At 56.9% G+C, this 15,400-nt stretch carries 16 protein-coding genes and 1 tRNA gene; all 17 read left to right on the plus strand.

What is annotated here, in order from left to right; genetic code table 11:
* The 17 genes from KI609_RS07660 to KI609_RS07740 all read left to right on the plus strand — a co-directional run bounded on the left by KI609_RS07660 (window position 1) and on the right by KI609_RS07740 (window position 15,390).
* Complete coding sequence (locus tag KI609_RS07660) at window positions 1-987, plus strand: NAD(P)H-quinone oxidoreductase (RefSeq protein ID WP_226450231.1); 987 nt, start codon at window positions 1-3, stop codon at window positions 985-987.
* 2 nt (window positions 988-989) lie between these two features.
* On the plus strand, window positions 990-1,739 hold the full coding sequence (gene tpiA / locus KI609_RS07665; protein ID WP_226448733.1) for a triose-phosphate isomerase: 750 nt from the start codon (window positions 990-992) through the stop codon (window positions 1,737-1,739).
* Window positions 1,740-1,781: 42 nt separating this feature from the next.
* Window positions 1,782-2,162, plus strand: a complete 381-nt coding sequence (gene secG / locus KI609_RS07670; protein WP_226448735.1) for a preprotein translocase subunit SecG — start codon at window positions 1,782-1,784, stop codon at window positions 2,160-2,162.
* Window positions 2,163-2,278: 116 nt separating this feature from the next.
* A tRNA-Leu gene (locus KI609_RS07675) sits at window positions 2,279-2,363 on the plus strand.
* A gap of 72 nt (window positions 2,364-2,435) precedes the next feature.
* On the plus strand, window positions 2,436-2,795 hold the full coding sequence (locus KI609_RS07680) for an NADH-quinone oxidoreductase subunit A (RefSeq protein ID WP_010463935.1): 360 nt from the start codon (window positions 2,436-2,438) through the stop codon (window positions 2,793-2,795).
* A gap of 24 nt (window positions 2,796-2,819) precedes the next feature.
* Window positions 2,820-3,299, plus strand: coding sequence for a NuoB/complex I 20 kDa subunit family protein (locus tag KI609_RS07685; RefSeq protein ID WP_007849129.1), 480 nt, complete (start codon window positions 2,820-2,822; stop codon window positions 3,297-3,299).
* 10 nt (window positions 3,300-3,309) lie between these two features.
* On the plus strand, window positions 3,310-3,918 hold the full coding sequence (locus KI609_RS07690; RefSeq protein ID WP_226448738.1) for an NADH-quinone oxidoreductase subunit C: 609 nt from the start codon (window positions 3,310-3,312) through the stop codon (window positions 3,916-3,918).
* A gap of 28 nt (window positions 3,919-3,946) precedes the next feature.
* A complete protein-coding gene (locus KI609_RS07695; RefSeq protein WP_226448740.1) occupies window positions 3,947-5,200 on the plus strand; it encodes an NADH-quinone oxidoreductase subunit D in 1,254 nt (417 codons plus the stop codon).
* Window positions 5,197-5,709, plus strand: coding sequence for an NADH-quinone oxidoreductase subunit NuoE (nuoE, locus tag KI609_RS07700; RefSeq protein ID WP_226448742.1), 513 nt, complete (start codon window positions 5,197-5,199; stop codon window positions 5,707-5,709). Before KI609_RS07695 ends, nuoE begins: the two co-directional genes overlap by 4 nt.
* On the plus strand, window positions 5,709-7,064 hold the full coding sequence (gene nuoF / locus KI609_RS07705; RefSeq protein WP_226448744.1) for an NADH-quinone oxidoreductase subunit NuoF: 1,356 nt from the start codon (window positions 5,709-5,711) through the stop codon (window positions 7,062-7,064). The genes nuoE and nuoF overlap by 1 nt, the downstream gene beginning before the upstream one ends.
* 14 nt (window positions 7,065-7,078) lie before the next feature.
* Complete coding sequence (nuoG, locus tag KI609_RS07710; RefSeq protein ID WP_226448746.1) at window positions 7,079-9,214, plus strand: NADH-quinone oxidoreductase subunit NuoG; 2,136 nt, start codon at window positions 7,079-7,081, stop codon at window positions 9,212-9,214.
* Window positions 9,211-10,293, plus strand: coding sequence for an NADH-quinone oxidoreductase subunit NuoH (gene nuoH / locus KI609_RS07715; protein WP_226448748.1), 1,083 nt, complete (start codon window positions 9,211-9,213; stop codon window positions 10,291-10,293). The genes nuoG and nuoH overlap by 4 nt, the downstream gene beginning before the upstream one ends.
* Window positions 10,294-10,305: 12 nt before the next feature.
* Complete coding sequence (nuoI, locus tag KI609_RS07720; RefSeq protein ID WP_226448750.1) at window positions 10,306-10,818, plus strand: NADH-quinone oxidoreductase subunit NuoI; 513 nt, start codon at window positions 10,306-10,308, stop codon at window positions 10,816-10,818.
* Window positions 10,819-10,868: 50 nt separating this feature from the next.
* The gene (locus tag KI609_RS07725) at window positions 10,869-11,537 is read left to right on the plus strand and encodes an NADH-quinone oxidoreductase subunit J (protein ID WP_226448752.1); all 669 of its coding nucleotides are present in this window, start codon (window positions 10,869-10,871) and stop codon (window positions 11,535-11,537) included.
* Entirely contained in the window at window positions 11,534-11,842 is a 309-nt protein-coding gene (gene nuoK / locus KI609_RS07730) for an NADH-quinone oxidoreductase subunit NuoK (protein WP_226448754.1), read from the plus strand. Before KI609_RS07725 ends, nuoK begins: the two co-directional genes overlap by 4 nt.
* A 31-nt stretch (window positions 11,843-11,873) precedes the next feature.
* Window positions 11,874-13,901 (plus strand): NADH-quinone oxidoreductase subunit L, encoded by a 2,028-nt coding sequence (gene nuoL, locus KI609_RS07735; protein ID WP_226450233.1) that lies wholly within the window; start codon window positions 11,874-11,876, stop codon window positions 13,899-13,901.
* 13 nt (window positions 13,902-13,914) lie between these two features.
* Complete coding sequence (locus KI609_RS07740) at window positions 13,915-15,390, plus strand: NADH-quinone oxidoreductase subunit M (protein WP_226448756.1); 1,476 nt, start codon at window positions 13,915-13,917, stop codon at window positions 15,388-15,390.
* Window positions 15,391-15,400 lie beyond the last annotated feature (10 nt).

Raw genomic sequence — 15,400 nt, forward strand, 5'->3', positions numbered from 1 at the left:
ATGCAGGCTGTCGAGATCACTTCGTTTGGTGCGCCCGAGGTGCTGCGCTTGGGTGACCGTCCGGTGCCACAACCGGGCGCCGGGGAGTTGCTGATCCGTGTCGCGGCCAGTGGCATCAACCGCCCTGACGTGCTTCAGCGGCTGGGTCACTATGCGCCGCCACCCGGCACATCCGACCTTCCGGGTTTGGAGGTTGCTGGCGTGGTGGAGTCCGGTGATCCGGCGGCCATGGCAGAGGCGGGCATCCGTGTGGGTGATCGCGTCTGCGCGCTGGTGGCCGGCGGGGGGTATGCGCAATGGTGCGTGGCTCCCGTGCTGCAGTGCCTTTCTGTTCCTGCCGGGTTCAGTGACGTGGAAGCCGCATCGTTGCCAGAGACATTCTTCACCGTGTGGAGCAACGTTTTTGATCGCGGGCGTCTGCAGGCCGGTGAAACCATTTTGGTGCAGGGTGGCGCCAGTGGCATCGGCGTTACAGCCATTCAGCTGGCCAAGGCATTTGGCGCGACCGTGATCGCCACTGCGGGTAGCGACACCAAATGCGCTGCGTGCATACAACTGGGCGCGGACCATGCGATCAACTACAAGTCGCAAGACTTTGTGGCCGAGGTCAAGCGCATAACACAAGGCAAGGGCGTGGACGTGGTGCTCGACATGGTCGCTGGCGACTATGTAGCGCGCGAGGTGGAGTGTCTGGCCGAAGAGGGCCGTATCGTGATCATTGCGGTGCAGGGTGGTGTGAAAAGCGACTTCAACGCGGGGTTGGTGCTGCGGCGTCGGCTTACCATCACGGGTTCCACGTTGCGCCCTCGTTCTGTTGCTTTCAAAGGGGCCATTGCCCGTGCTCTGCGTGAGCGCGTATGGCCTTTGTTGGCAGCTGGCGCGGTGCGGCCGGTGATTCACAGCACTTTTGCGGCTGCTGATGCCGGTCAGGCCCATGTGTTGATGGAGTCGAACCAGCACATTGGCAAAATTGTTTTGACGTGGTGACCATGAACAGCAAGAAAAAGCTCATCGCAGGCAACTGGAAGATGAATGGCGGTCTGGCCGCCAATGAAGCGCTGCTCAAGGCGTTGGTTGCAGGGCTGGAAAACGCTGCTTGCGACGTAGTGGTGGCGGTTCCCGCGCCTTATCTGGCACAGGTGCAGGCGCTCACTGCGGGCTCTGTGGTGGCGTTGGCTGCGCAGGATGTATCGCAGCACGAAGCAGGCGCCTATACCGGTGAAACATCGGCGGCCATGCTGAAGGACTTTGGCGTGCGCTTTGCCCTCGTGGGGCATTCGGAGCGTCGCCAATACCATGGTGAAACCGACGCCGTGGTTGCCGAGAAGGCGCAGCGTGCGCTCGCTGCAGGCATCACACCCATAGTCTGTATTGGTGAGACATTGCAAGAGCGCGATGCAGGGCAGACGGAAGCCGTGGTCAAGCGCCAGCTGGCTGCCGTGATCCATCTCAACGGCCATTGCATCAGTGAAGTGGTGGTGGCCTATGAGCCCGTATGGGCTATTGGCACCGGCCGCACGGCGTCGCCCGAGCAGGCGCAGGCCGTGCATGCAGTGCTGCGGGCGCAGCTGTCTGCGGCGAGCGAGAAGGCCGACCGCATTCGGTTGTTGTACGGTGGCAGCATGAACGCGTCGAATGCGGCCCAGCTGCTGGCGCAGCCCGATATTGACGGTGGGCTGGTCGGTGGCGCGTCGCTGAAGGCGCCCGACTTTTTGCAAATCATTGCTGCGGCCCGTTAAGGCCGCAGCCAAGCTAGCTATTCAATCAGGAGTGAACAGAGAATGAACGTGATCGTGAATGTGATTTTGGCGGTACAGATGTTGGCCGCGCTGGTGATGATTGGCTTGATCCTGATCCAGCATGGCAAGGGTGCGGACATGGGTGCTGCGTTTGGAAGCGGAAGCTCTGGCAGCCTTTTTGGTGCCAGTGGAAGTGCCAACTTCATGTCGCGCACAACAGCGGTCCTGGCCGCCGTCTTTTTTGTCTCGACCCTGGCATTGGCTTACTTCGGCAATGCGCGTCCCACCACTGCGGGCAGCGTGCTTGAAGGGGCTGCTGGAGTGGCACCCACTACAACTGCTGCACCAGCCGTGTCGGCTTCGGATGCTGTGGTGGCGCCAGCCGTGCCGGCCTCGGGTGCAGCGCAAATTCCGACCAAATAAACTCCATTAAATTGGGCCCTGTTCGTAGAAGCAGGGTTTTTCCGGAGTAGAATTTCGGATTGTCTGGAAAGCAAAAACCGAAAGGTTCCTCATGCCATCCAGGCAGCAAAAAATCAGCCGTCGTGGTGAAATTGGTAGACACGCTATCTTGAGGGGGTAGTGGCGAAAGCTGTGCGAGTTCGAGTCTCGCCGACGGCACCAAAACAAAGGCCTGCCTGCAGACCCAATCAGGGCTCTGACAGGTAAGGCCACAGCGGTGAGCACATCCTCAAGATGAACCTCGATCAGTACCTCCCCGTCCTTTTGTTCATCCTGGTTGGCATTGCCGTTGGCGTTGTCCCACTTGCCCTCGGATACATACTGGGCCCCAATCGCCCGGACGCGGCGAAGAATTCCCCCTACGAATGTGGCTTTGAGGCCTTCGAGGATGCGCGCATGAAGTTTGATGTGCGCTATTACCTCGTGGCCATTCTTTTTATTCTTTTTGATCTCGAAATCGCATTTCTCTTCCCTTGGGCGGTAACGCTGCATGAAGTGGGCATTGCTGGTTTTGTTGCGGTCGTTATTTTTCTGGCCATCCTCGTCGTGGGTTTTGCCTACGAGTGGAAAAAAGGCGCCCTCGATTGGGAATGAGCGGGCTTCAGCAAGGATGTTGCAATGATTGAAGGCGTGATGAAGGAAGGCTTCATCACCACGAGTTACGACTCTGTGGTGAACTGGGCTAAAACAGGTTCGCTTTGGCCGATGACGTTTGGCTTGGCCTGCTGTGCTGTCGAGATGATGCACGCAGCGGCTGCGCGTTATGACATTGGTCGTTTTGGTGCGGAGGTGTTTCGCGCCAGCCCGCGCCAATCCGATTTGATGATTGTTGCTGGCACCTTGTGCAACAAGATGGCTCCTGCGTTACGCAAGGTGTACGACCAGATGTCCGAGCCTCGTTGGGTTCTGTCGATGGGGTCCTGTGCCAATGGCGGTGGCTATTACCACTACAGCTATTCCGTGGTGCGCGGCTGTGATCGCATTGTTCCTGTCGATGTCTATGTGCCCGGTTGTCCGCCCACGGCAGAAGCTTTGATCTACGGGATCATCCAGTTGCAGCAGAAAATCCGCCGCACCAACACCATTGCTCGCGTCTGAAGGGTTGATGATGACTGCTGTTGCCATTTGGCCTGGAAAACTCAAAGACAACATCGCTGCGGCACTGGGGGCGAAAGTGCGTCAGATCACGGTGGCCCTGGATGAGGTCACTGTGGTGGTTTCTGCTGCAGATTACCTGGATGCCATGCGTGTGTTGCGCGATGCAGAGGGTTGCCGTTTCGAACAATTGATCGATCTATGCGGGGTGGATTACTCTGCTTACGCCGATGCGATGAACGAGGGTGCGCGGTACTGTGTGGTGTCACACTTGCTGTCCGTGAGTCTCAATCAGCGTGTGCGTGTGAAGGTGTTTTGCGCCGATGATGATTTTCCGGTGGTGGCTTCGGTCTCCGATCTGTGGAACTCGGCCAACTGGTACGAGCGCGAAGCCTTTGACCTGTTTGGCATCGTGTTCGATGGTCACAACGACCTGCGCCGCATCCTGACCGATTACGGCTTCATCGGTCATCCCTTTCGCAAGGACTTCCCGCTGTCCGGCCATGTCGAGATGCGCTATGACGCCGAGCAGCGCCGTGTGGTCTATGAGCCTGTGTCCATCGAGCCGCGCGAGATCACGCCGCGCATCATCCGCGAAGACAAGTACGGAGGCCTGCACTAAAGGCGCCTCGCGCTTCACGTGATCCATCATGGCTGAAATCAAAAACTATTCCCTGAACTTCGGGCCCCAGCATCCGGCTGCCCACGGTGTGTTGCGCCTGGTGTTGGAGCTCGACGGTGAGGTTGTTCAGCGTGCAGACCCCCATATTGGGCTGTTACACCGTGCTACCGAAAAGCTGGCTGAGCACAAGACGTACATCCAGTCACTTCCCTATATGGATCGCCTGGACTATGTGTCCATGATGTGCAATGAGCACGCTTACTGCTTGGCCATCGAGAAGCTGCTGGGCCTGGAAGTGCCAGTGCGTGCCCAGTACATCCGTGTGATGTTTTCGGAGATCACACGCCTGCTCAATCACCTGATGTGGCTCGGTTCGCACGGCAATGACTGCGGCAGCTCCACCATCTTGATCTACACGTTCCGCGAGCGTGAAGACCTGTTCGACATGTATGAAGCCGTCTCCGGCGCGCGCATGCATGCGGCTTACTTTCGGCCGGGTGGCGTGTACCGCGACCTGCCGGATTCCATGCCGCAGTACAAGGTCAGCAAGATCAAGAACGCCAAGGCCCTGGAGGCCATGAACCAGAACCGCCAGGGTTCGATGCTTGATTTCATCGACGACTTCACGCAGCGCTTTCCCGCCTGCGTGGATGAATACGAGACGCTGCTCACCGACAACCGCATCTGGAAGCAGCGCACGGTGGGTATTGGTGTAGTTACGCCGGAGCGCGCTCTGAATCTGGGTATGACTGGCCCCATGTTGCGTGGCTCTGGTATTGCTTGGGATCTGCGCAAGACCCAGCCCTACGATGTCTATGACCGCATGGACTTCGATGTGCCCGTGGGCAAGACGGGCGACTGCTACGACCGCTACCTCGTGCGCGTGCAGGAGATGCGCGAGTCCAACCGCATCATCAAGCAGTGCGTGGACTGGCTGCGCGCCAATCCCGGTCCGGTCATTACTGACAACCACAAGGTGGCTGCCCCTGATCGCGAGTCCATGAAGTCCAACATGGAAGAGCTGATTCACCACTTCAAATTGTTCACTGAAGGCTTCCATGTGCCCGAAGGTGAAGCCTACGCGGCGGTGGAGCACCCCAAGGGCGAGTTTGGCATCTATTTGGTGAGCGATGGCGCCAACAAGCCCTACCGCCTCAAGATCCGTGCGCCAGGCTTTGCGCATCTGGCAACGCTCGACGAAATGGCGCGTGGCCACATGATTGCAGATGCGGTCGCCATCATTGGCACCATGGACATCGTGTTCGGAGAGATTGACCGATGATTACAGAAGCGACGCTTGCGCGTTTTGCGCGTGAAGTGGCCAAGTACCCCGCGGACCAAAAGCAGTCTGCCGTGATGGCATGCCTGGCCATCGTGCAGCAGGAACAGGGTTTTGTCAGTACGGATAGCGAGGTGGTTATTGCCGACTATCTGGGCATGCCCCAGATTGCCGTGCACGAAGTCACCACCTTTTACAACATGTACAACCAGCAGCCGGTGGGCAAGTACAAGCTCAATGTCTGCACCAACTTGCCATGCCAATTGCGTGACGGTCAGCGGGCATTGCACCACTTGGAAAAAAAGCTGGGCGTTTCGATGGGTGAGACCACTGCGGACGGCCTGTTCACGCTGCAGCAATGCGAGTGCCTTGGTGCTTGCGCAGATGCACCTGTCATGCTCGTCAATGACCGCACGATGTGCAGTTTCATGGACAACGACAAGCTCGACCAACTCGTCGACGGTCTTCGTCAGGCCGAAGCTGCCTCCGCGCTGCGGACGGAGGGAAAGTGATGACCACAGCTGCTCAGGTTCTTTCCCAATTCCAGTCAACAGGTGTTCAGACCTGTTTCCACAATCGGCACATTGGCCCCCAGATCTACGCTGATTTGAATGGCAGCAACTGGGGTATCAAAGACTACGAAGCGCGTGGCGGCTATCAGGCCCTGCGCAAGATTCTCGGAAAAGATGGTGGTGAAGGGCTGACCCAAGATCAGGTCATTGCCACCGTGAAGGAGTCAGGTCTGCGTGGCCGTGGTGGTGCAGGCTTTCCGACAGGACTCAAGTGGAGCTTCATGCCCCGATCGTTTCCTGGGCAAAAGTACCTCGTTTGCAACTCGGACGAAGGCGAGCCAGGTACCTGCAAGGACCGCGACATCCTGGAGTTCAACCCGCATATCGTCATCGAGGGCATTATCATTGCAGCCTATGCGATGGGGATTTCTGTGGGCTACAACTATATCCATGGCGAAATCTTCCAGATCTACGAGCGTTTCGAGGCTGCATTGGATGAGGCGCGCGCGGCAGGCTATCTGGGCGACAACATCCTAGGGGCAAACTTCAGCTTCCAGTTGCACGCGGTCCACGGTTTTGGTGCTTACATCTGCGGGGAAGAAACCGCGTTGCTCGAATCGCTCGAAGGCAAGAAGGGCCAACCCCGCTTCAAGCCTCCATTTCCAGCGAGTTTTGGTCTGTACGGCAAACCTACCACCATCAATAACACCGAAACCTTCGCGGCGGTCCCGTGGATCATCCGTAATGGTGGTGCGGCTTACCTGGAGTGTGGGAAACCAAATAACGGTGGCACAAAGATTTTCTCGGTGTCTGGTGATGTGGAAAAGCCGGGTAATTACGAAATTCCCATGGGGACACCGTTTGCCAAATTGCTTGAACTCGCTGGTGGCGTGCGCAAGGGGCGCCAGCTCAAGGCGGTGATTCCTGGGGGCTCTTCCTCACCCGTATTGCCAACGTCCATCATCATGGAATGCACGATGGATTATGACTCCATCGCCAAGGCGGGTTCGATGCTGGGCTCAGGCGCTGTCATCGTGATGGACGATTCGCGCAGCATGGTGGAAAGTCTGTTGCGCCTGTCGTATTTCTATTCGCACGAGTCCTGCGGGCAGTGCACTCCCTGCCGAGAGGGCACGGGTTGGATGTGGCGTGTGATTCACCGTATTCAACACGGCCAAGGCCGTGAAACCGATCTGGATTTGCTCAATTCGGTGGCTGACAATATCCAGGGGCGCACGATTTGTGCGCTGGGCGATGCCGCAGCGATGCCGGTGCGCGCCATGATCAAGCATTTCCGTCCCGAGTTTGAAGCACTGATCCGGAACAAGGCCCCTCAGGCTGCGACCTCTGCCTGATCGCGAGAAAACATATGGTTGAAATTGAACTGGACGGTCAGAAAGTGGAAGTCGCCGAAGGCTGCATGGTGATGCATGCAGCCGAAAAGGCGGGCACCTATATTCCGCATTTCTGCTATCACAAGAAGTTGTCGATTGCCGCCAACTGCCGCATGTGCCTCGTGGACGTGGAAAAGGCTCCCAAGCCTATGCCCGCCTGCGCAACGCCTGTGACGCAGGGCATGATTGTGCGCACCAAGAGCGACAAGGCCATCAAGGCCCAGCAGTCTGTCATGGAGTTCCTGCTGATCAATCATCCGCTCGATTGCCCTATCTGCGACCAAGGTGGTGAGTGCCAGTTGCAGGATCTGGCAGTTGGCTACGGTGGCTCTTCCTCTCGTTACGAGGAAGACAAGCGCGTGGTCTTTCACAAAGACGTCGGTCCTCTGATCTCGATGGAAGAGATGACCCGCTGTATCCATTGCACACGCTGTGTGCGCTTCGGCCAGGAAGTGGGCGGAGTGATGGAGCTTGGCATGATCCATCGCGGTGAGCACTCCGAAATCACCACGGTCGCGGGTGACACCGTGGACTCTGAGCTTTCGGGCAACATGATAGACATTTGCCCTGTGGGCGCGCTGACGAGTAAGCCGTTCCGTTACAGCGCGCGCACGTGGGAGTTGTCACGTCGCCGCTCGGTAAGTCCGCATGATTCCACAGGTGCCAATTTGATCGTTCAGGTCAAGAACCACAAGGTCATGCGCGTGGTTCCTTTCGAGAACGAAGCTGTCAATGAGTGCTGGATTGCAGATCGCGACCGCTTTTCCTACGAAGCACTCAATGGTGAGGATCGCTTGACGCAGCCCATGCTCAAGCAGGGCGGTGTCTGGAAAGAAGTGGACTGGCAAACGGCTCTTGAGTATGTGGCTAACGGTCTCAAGAACATCAAACAAGAACATGGGGCTGCCAGCGTAGGCGCGCTGGTAAGTCCACACAGCACTGTCGAAGAGCTGTACCTGGCATCTGCATTGGTTCGCGGCCTGGGCAGCGACAACATCGACTATCGTCTGCGAAATGCTCAATTCGCTGCGCCGGACGGCGTCCGCTGGCTCGGCACATCCATTGCATCGTTGTCGACACTCCAGCGCGTGCTGGTCGTTGGCTCAAACCTGCGCAAGGATCATCCGCTGTTCGCCCAGCGTATTCGCCAGGCGGCGCGCCATGGATGCCACGTCAATGCCGTGGACTCTGTCGCCCGTGATTGGGCATTGCCTGTGCAGAATCTGCTGGTTCAGAGCACGAGCCAATGGGTTCAGGCGCTCGGTGGTATTGCCGCCGCTGTCGCCCAGGAAAAAGGTATTGCACCTCCTTCAGGTGTTGCGGCTGTTGCCGACGAAAGCGCTGTGGCCGTCGCCCATTCGCTGCTAAGCGGTGAGCGCAAGGCCGTATTGCTGGGCAATGCAGCTGCACACCACGCGCAAGCCGCCCAGTTGCTGGCGCTTGCGAACTGGATTGGCCAGAACACGGGCGCTACCGTTGGCTATCTCACGGAAGCGGCCAACACCGTCGGTGCTCAATTCGTGGGTGCGCGCCCTGTGAGTGGTGGTCAGAATGCAGCGCAAATGCTCTCCGGTAGTTTGAAGGCCGCTCTGTTGCTTAATACCGAGCCGGTTCATGACGCAGCTGCAGGTGCGCAAGCGGCGGTTGCTTTGTCTGCTGCAGAGATGGTGGTGACGTTGAGCCCCTTCAAGGCAAACATGGCGTTTAGCGACGTGTTGCTGCCTATTGCGCCGTTCACTGAGACGTCGGGGAGCTTCATCAACGCAGAAGGCCGTTTGCAGAGTTTTCATGCAGTGGTGCGCCCCCTGGGTGACACCCGTCCTGCATGGAAGGTGTTGCGCGTTCTGGCCAATCTGCTGGCGTTGCCAGGTTTCGACTTCGAGACATCGCAAGACGTGTTGGCGCGTGCCACGAACGCTGCTGCGGGCTCTTTCACGCAAATCCCTGGCGATCAGCTGTCGAATGCAGTGACGGTGATACCGGAAGGTGTTGTGGCCGCGGGCGAACCGGTGGTTGCGTCTATCTATCAGCTAGACAGTCTGGTGCGTCGTGCTACGTCGTTGCAATTCACCGCCGATGCGCGCTTGGCCCGTGAAGGAGTGACGCCATGATCGACGCGATCTATAACGGAGGCATGGGCCTTCTCTCGGTGAGCTGGTGGACCGGTATCGTCTGGCCGGTGCTCTGGATCATGATCAAGATCGTCTGCATTCTCGCGCCTTTGATGGGGGCAGTGGCCTATCTCACGCTGTGGGAACGCAAGTTGCTGGGTTTCATGCAGGTGCGTCATGGCCCAAATCGCGTGGGTCCGATGGGTCTGCTGCAACCTATCGCCGATGCTCTGAAGCTGCTGACCAAAGAAATCATCCAGCCAACGGCGGCCAGCAAGGGTTTGTTTGTGTTGGGGCCCGTCATGGCGATCATGCCTGCGCTTGCCGCATGGGTGGTGATTCCTTTTGGGCCGGACGTGGCGCTGGCCAATGTGAATGCGGGCTTGCTGCTGGTGATGGCCATCACTTCGATCGAGGTCTATGGCGTGATCATCGCGGGCTGGGCATCCAACTCCAAATATGCGTTTCTGGGGGCTCTGCGGGCCTCTGCGCAAATGGTGAGTTATGAAATTGCCATGGGGTTTTGTTTCCTTGTCGTGATCATGGTGTCTAACAGCATGAATCTGACGGAAATCGTGATGGGGCAGGGCCGAGGCTTTGCGGCCGATAAGGGGCTGACGTTCCTATCGTGGAATTGGCTGCCGTTGTTGCCTATTTTCCTCGTGTACCTGATCTCTGGCGTGGCTGAAACCAACCGCCATCCTTTCGATGTGGTCGAAGGTGAAGCCGAAATTGTTGCCGGTCACATGGTCGAATATTCGGGCATGGGCTTTGCGATCTTCTTCCTGGCCGAGTACGCCAGCATGTGGCTGGTTTCCATTTTGGCTGCACTGATGTTCCTGGGCGGCTGGTTGTCTCCCATTGACAGTGCGGTTTTCAACTGGATTCCGGGTTGGATTTGGCTTGGCATCAAGACATTCCTCGTGGTATCCATGTTTATCTGGATCCGTGCAACCTTTCCTCGCTTCCGTTATGACCAGATCATGCGTTTGGGCTGGAAGATCTTCATCCCGGTGACGCTGGTGTATCTGCTCTTTGTGGGCGGTTGGCTGCTATCGCCTTGGAATATCTGGAAATAGGCGGAACACGAAATGACTGCTGTGGTTGCTGCTGCACCTTTCTCATTCAAGGATTTCTTCAAGAGCTTCATGCTCGTGGAGTTGCTTAAGGGCATGGCTCTGACCGGGCGCTACGCGTTTCGCCGCAAGGTAACCGTGCAATTTCCGGAAGAAAAAACACCTCTGTCACCACGTTTTCGTGGCCTGCACGCCTTGCGCCGTTATGACAACGGCGAAGAGCGCTGTATCGCTTGCAAGCTGTGTGAAGCCGTGTGCCCTGCGATGGCAATCACCATTGAGTCGGATGTTCGTGCCGATGGTTCCCGCCGTACTACGCGTTACGACATCGACCTGACCAAGTGCATTTTTTGCGGTTTCTGCGAGGAAAGCTGCCCGGTGGATTCGATCGTTGAAACGCACATCTTTGAGTACCACGGTGAAAAGCGGGGCGATCTGTACTTCACGAAAGACATGTTGCTCGCCGTGGGCGACCGGTACGAAGGTGAAATCGCGGCAGCCAAGGCTGCGGACGCCAAATACCGTTGAGCGGTATTTAGCGCAGCCCTTTAGCCAGACTTTCTATAAAGACCCGATTCATGGACGCCAAGACTGGTTTTTTCTACCTCTTCTCGGTTGTGCTGCTGTTTGCAGCCTTCCGCGTGATTACTGCGCGCAACCCCGTGCATGCAGTGCTGTATCTCATCCTCGCCTTTTCGCAAGCGGCCGCCGTATGGCTTTTGTTGAAGGCGGAATTTTTGGCGATTGCCCTTGTCCTGGTGTATTTAGGCGCGGTAATGGTGCTTTTCCTGTTTGTGGTGATGATGCTGGACATTCACATTGACACCGTACGCAAGGGATTCTGGAAGCATTTTCCCCTCGCGGCTACTGTGGGCGCGGTAGTTGCCCTTGAAATGGCTGCCGTCCTTATGGGAGGGTTTCGGGGTATGGACGAGCCCAAGCCCGTCATGGCCGTTGTGGATGCTGCCGGTCAGGTGGTTCAATATTCAAACGCCAAGGCTCTGGGCAAGTTGCTCTATACCGAATATCTGTTTCCCGTAGAAATTGCCGCAGTGATTTTGCTGGTCGCCATGATTTCGGCCATCGCGTTGACCCTGCGCCAGCGCAAGGACAGCAAGGCCATCAATCCCTCTGCACAGGTTCGGGTGCGTGCTGGCGATCGCCTTTCGGTTCTTAAAGTGGCTGCGACGCAGAAGGCAGTTGCAGAAATGCCCGTTCAGCCTGTTGTCGAGGAGAAAAAAGCATGACGTTGACTCTGGGTCACTTCCTCTCTTTGGGGGCTATGCTTTTTGCGCTCGCCGTCATTGGTATTTTCCTCAACCGCAAGAACCTGATTGTTCTGTTGATGTCGATCGAGCTGATGCTGCTCGCCGTGAACACGAACTTCGTAGCTTTTTCCCATTACCTGGGAGACATGCATGGGCAGGTGTTCGTGTTCTTCATCCTGACCGTTGCGGCAGCCGAATCGGCCATCGGCCTGGCCATTCTGGTGCTGCTGTTCCGCAACAAGTCCAGCATCAACGCAGAAGACCTCAACACCCTCAAGGGTTGATGGTTCGGCTGTATTCCCAAGGTTCTCAAGAATGAGTCAAACCCTCTCTGCTTCAACGCTTCTGGCTGTCCCGCTGGCCCCGCTGGTCGGCTCATTGTTGGCCGGTATCTTTGGCACGACCTTTGGCGGCAACTGGATCGGTCGCCGCTTGAGCCACACCCTCACCATCCTGGGCGTGCTGATCGCCTTTGTCCTGTCGGCCATGACGCTGCAAAGCGTTGTGGTGGATGGTGCCCGATTCAACGAAACGCTCTACACGTGGATGGTGGTGGGCGGCCTGAAGATGGAAGTGGGTTTCCTTGTAGACAGCCTGACGGCCATGATGATGGTTGTCGTGACGTTCGTGTCTTTGATGGTGCACATCTACACCATTGGCTACATGGAAGAAGATGACGGCTACAACCGTTTCTTCGCTTACATCTCGCTGTTCACCTTCTCCATGCTCATGCTCGTCATGAGCAACAACCTGCTGCAACTGTTCTTCGGTTGGGAAGCGGTTGGCTTGGTGTCGTATTTGCTGATTGGTTTCTGGTTCAACAAGCCATCGGCGATTTTTGCCAACATGAAGGCTTTTCTGGTCAACCGTGTGGGCGATTTCGGTTTTATTCTGGGGATCGGCCTCATCGTGGCGTATGCAGGCACGCTGGATTACGGTGAGATTTTTGCAAAATCAGGAGCGCTGGGCGGGCTTGCATTTCCTGGCACTGACTGGATGCTGATCACCGTGATCTGCATTTGTCTGTTTATCGGTGCGATGGGTAAGAGCGCGCAGTTTCCACTGCATGTGTGGCTGCCGGATTCCATGGAAGGCCCAACGCCTATCTCCGCGCTGATTCACGCCGCAACCATGGTGACGGCTGGCATCTTCATGGTGGCCCGCATGTCGCCGTTGTTCGAGCTTTCTGATACGGCACTCAATTTCATTTTGGTGATTGGCTCCATCACAGCGCTCTTCATGGGTTTCCTGGGCATTATTCAGAATGACATCAAGCGTGTGGTGGCTTATTCCACCCTGTCGCAATTGGGTTATATGACGGTGGCTCTGGGGGCTTCGGCCTATTCGGTGGCTGTATTTCACTTGATGACCCACGCCTTCTTCAAGGCACTGTTGTTCCTCGGCGCCGGCTCCGTGATCATGGGCATGCACCACAACCAGGACATTCGCTGGATGGGTGGCGTGCGTAAATACATGCCTATCACCTGGATCACATCGCTGCTGGGTTCTTTGGCTTTGATCGGTACGCCGCTTTTTGCGGGTTTCTATTCCAAGGACAGCATCATCGAGGCCGTGCATTTCAGCCATTTGCCTGCTGCCGGTTTCGCGCATTTTGCGGTTCTGGCGGGTGTGTTTGTGACGGCCTTCTATTCGGGGCGTATGTACTTCCTGGTGTTCCATGGCAAGGAGCGCTACGACCAGAATCCCGATGTCCACCACCATGACCACCATACCGACCACGATGACCATGGGCACGATGCCAAACCGCATGAGTCACCCTGGGTAGTGACGGTGCCGCTGATTCTGTTGGCGATTCCATCGGTGGTTGTGGGCTTCATGTTCATCCAGCCGATGTTGTTTGGCGATTTCTTCAAGGACGTTATTTTTGTAGATGCCGTCAAGCATCCGTCGATGGCTCATATCGCCGAAGAGTTTCACGGTGCCTGGGCGATGGCTTTGCACGGCCTGCAGGCAGCGCCGTTCTGGCTTGCCTTGGCGGGGGTGGTCTCGTCCTACTACATGTATATGGTCAACCCAGCCTTGCCCGCGGGCATCAAAGCGCGTGTGCAGCCTATCTACGCCTTGCTGGAAAACAAGTACTACCTCGATTGGATCAACGAAAACATCATCGCCCGCGGTATGCGTGCGTTGGGTACGGGGCTCTGGAAGGGTGGCGATCAGGCCATCATTGACGGCACTTTGGTGAACGGTTCATGGAAGCTTGTGCGTTGGGTTGCAGGCGCGGTGCGCAAGGTGCAGACGGGCTTCATTTATCACTACGCGTTGGTGATGATCCTGGGTGTTTTCGTGCTTATGACGTATTTCGTCTGGCTCAACAAGTAGGAGAAAAATAAAAATGGGTCTGTTGAGTCTTGCAATCTGGATACCGATTGCCTTTGGCGTGTTGCTGCTTGCTCTGGGGCGGGATGAACATGCCCGTGTTGTGCGGTGGCTGGCGCTGCTGGGCGCTGTGATCGGTCTTCTGGTCACGTTGCCTTTGTATGACGGCTTCAAGCTTGGCACTGCTGCCATGCAGTTCGTCGAGAAGGCCGCCTGGATCGAGCGTTTCAATGTGCAATACCACCTGGGGGTGGATGGTATTTCGTTCTGGTTTGTGCCGCTGACTGCCTTTATCACGGTGATTGTGGTGATCGCTTCGTGGGAGTCCATCACCGAGCGTGTCAACCAGTACATGGGGGCTTTCCTGATTCTTTCGGGCCTCATGATTGGCGTTTTCAGTGCGCTGGACGGCATTCTTTTCTACGTGTTTTTCGAGGCAACGCTGATCCCGATGTATCTGATCATTGGCATCTGGGGTGGCCCCAACAAGATCTACGCGGCGTTCAAATTCTTCCTGTACACGCTGCTTGGTTCGCTGCTGATGTTGATCGCGCTGATCTACCTGTACAACCAGTCGGGTGGCAGTTTTGACATCGCCACGTGGCACCAGCTGCCGCTGAGTGGGCGCGCGCAAACCTTGTTGTTCTTTGCTTTCTTCGCTGCCTTTGCGGTGAAGGTGCCTATGTGGCCCGTGCACACCTGGTTGCCCGACGTGCACGTCGAAGCGCCTACGGGTGGATCTGCCGTGCTCGCGGCCATCATGCTCAAGCTCGGCGCCTATGGTTTTCTGCGCTTTTCCATGCCTATCGCGCCTGATGCTGCGCGTGAGTGGGCCTGGCTCATGATCGCCCTGTCGCTCATTGCTGTGATCTACGTGGGTCTTGTGGCCATGGTTCAAAAAGACATGAAGAAGCTCGTGGCTTATTCATCCGTTGCCCACATGGGTTTTGTAACCCTGGGGTTCTTCATCTTCAACGACCTTGGCGTGTCGGGTGGCTTGGTGCAGATGGTTGCGCACGGTTTTGTGTCGGGTGCGATGTTCCTGTCCATCGGTGTGCTGTATGACCGCGTGCATTCTCGCGAGATTGCCGCCTATGGTGGTGTGGTCAACACCATGCCCAAGTTTGCCGCTTTTGCGCTGTTGTTTGCGATGGCCAATTGTGGTCTGCCAGGGACGGCGGGTTTTGTTGGTGAGTGGATGGTCATCATCGGTGCGGTGAAGGCCAACTTCTGGGTGGGCCTCGGGGCCGCCACGGCGCTGATTTTTGGCGCGGCCTATACGCTGTGGATGTTCAAACGTGTGTACCTGGGGCCTGTGGCCAACGACAACGTCAAGGGCCTCAAGGACATCAACAACCGTGAATTCCTGATGCTGGCATTGCTCGGTATCGCTGTGCTGGCCATGGGTATTTATCCGCGCCCCTTCACCGATGTGATGGACACCTCGGTGGCAGAACTGCTCAAGCATGTGGCGCTGTCCAAGCTGAACTGACCAGACTGAA

This window comes from Acidovorax radicis, assembly GCF_020510705.1.
Classification (GTDB): Bacteria; Pseudomonadota; Gammaproteobacteria; order Burkholderiales; family Burkholderiaceae_C; genus Acidovorax; species Acidovorax radicis_A.

What these genes read in the sequence shown, in the direction of transcription:
- nuoG (WP_226448746.1), top strand. Translation starts at nt 7,079, where the DNA reads ATGGTTGAAATTGAACTGGACGGTCAGAAAGTGGAAGTCGCCGAAGGC.
- KI609_RS07680 (WP_010463935.1), top strand. Translation starts at nt 2,436, where the DNA reads ATGAACCTCGATCAGTACCTCCCCGTCCTTTTGTTCATCCTGGTTGGC.
- nuoF (WP_226448744.1), top strand. Translation starts at nt 5,709, where the DNA reads ATGACCACAGCTGCTCAGGTTCTTTCCCAATTCCAGTCAACAGGTGTT.
- secG (WP_226448735.1), top strand. Translation starts at nt 1,782, where the DNA reads ATGAACGTGATCGTGAATGTGATTTTGGCGGTACAGATGTTGGCCGCG.
- nuoL (WP_226450233.1), top strand. Translation starts at nt 11,874, where the DNA reads ATGAGTCAAACCCTCTCTGCTTCAACGCTTCTGGCTGTCCCGCTGGCC.
- KI609_RS07725 (WP_226448752.1), top strand. Translation starts at nt 10,869, where the DNA reads ATGGACGCCAAGACTGGTTTTTTCTACCTCTTCTCGGTTGTGCTGCTG.
- nuoH (WP_226448748.1), top strand. Translation starts at nt 9,211, where the DNA reads ATGATCGACGCGATCTATAACGGAGGCATGGGCCTTCTCTCGGTGAGC.
- KI609_RS07695 (WP_226448740.1), top strand. Translation starts at nt 3,947, where the DNA reads ATGGCTGAAATCAAAAACTATTCCCTGAACTTCGGGCCCCAGCATCCG.
- KI609_RS07660 (WP_226450231.1), top strand. Translation starts at nt 1, where the DNA reads ATGCAGGCTGTCGAGATCACTTCGTTTGGTGCGCCCGAGGTGCTGCGC.
- nuoE (WP_226448742.1), top strand. Translation starts at nt 5,197, where the DNA reads ATGATTACAGAAGCGACGCTTGCGCGTTTTGCGCGTGAAGTGGCCAAG.
- nuoK (WP_226448754.1), top strand. Translation starts at nt 11,534, where the DNA reads ATGACGTTGACTCTGGGTCACTTCCTCTCTTTGGGGGCTATGCTTTTT.
- KI609_RS07685 (WP_007849129.1), top strand. Translation starts at nt 2,820, where the DNA reads ATGATTGAAGGCGTGATGAAGGAAGGCTTCATCACCACGAGTTACGAC.
- nuoI (WP_226448750.1), top strand. Translation starts at nt 10,306, where the DNA reads ATGACTGCTGTGGTTGCTGCTGCACCTTTCTCATTCAAGGATTTCTTC.
- tpiA (WP_226448733.1), top strand. Translation starts at nt 990, where the DNA reads ATGAACAGCAAGAAAAAGCTCATCGCAGGCAACTGGAAGATGAATGGC.
- KI609_RS07740 (WP_226448756.1), top strand. Translation starts at nt 13,915, where the DNA reads ATGGGTCTGTTGAGTCTTGCAATCTGGATACCGATTGCCTTTGGCGTG.
- KI609_RS07690 (WP_226448738.1), top strand. Translation starts at nt 3,310, where the DNA reads ATGACTGCTGTTGCCATTTGGCCTGGAAAACTCAAAGACAACATCGCT.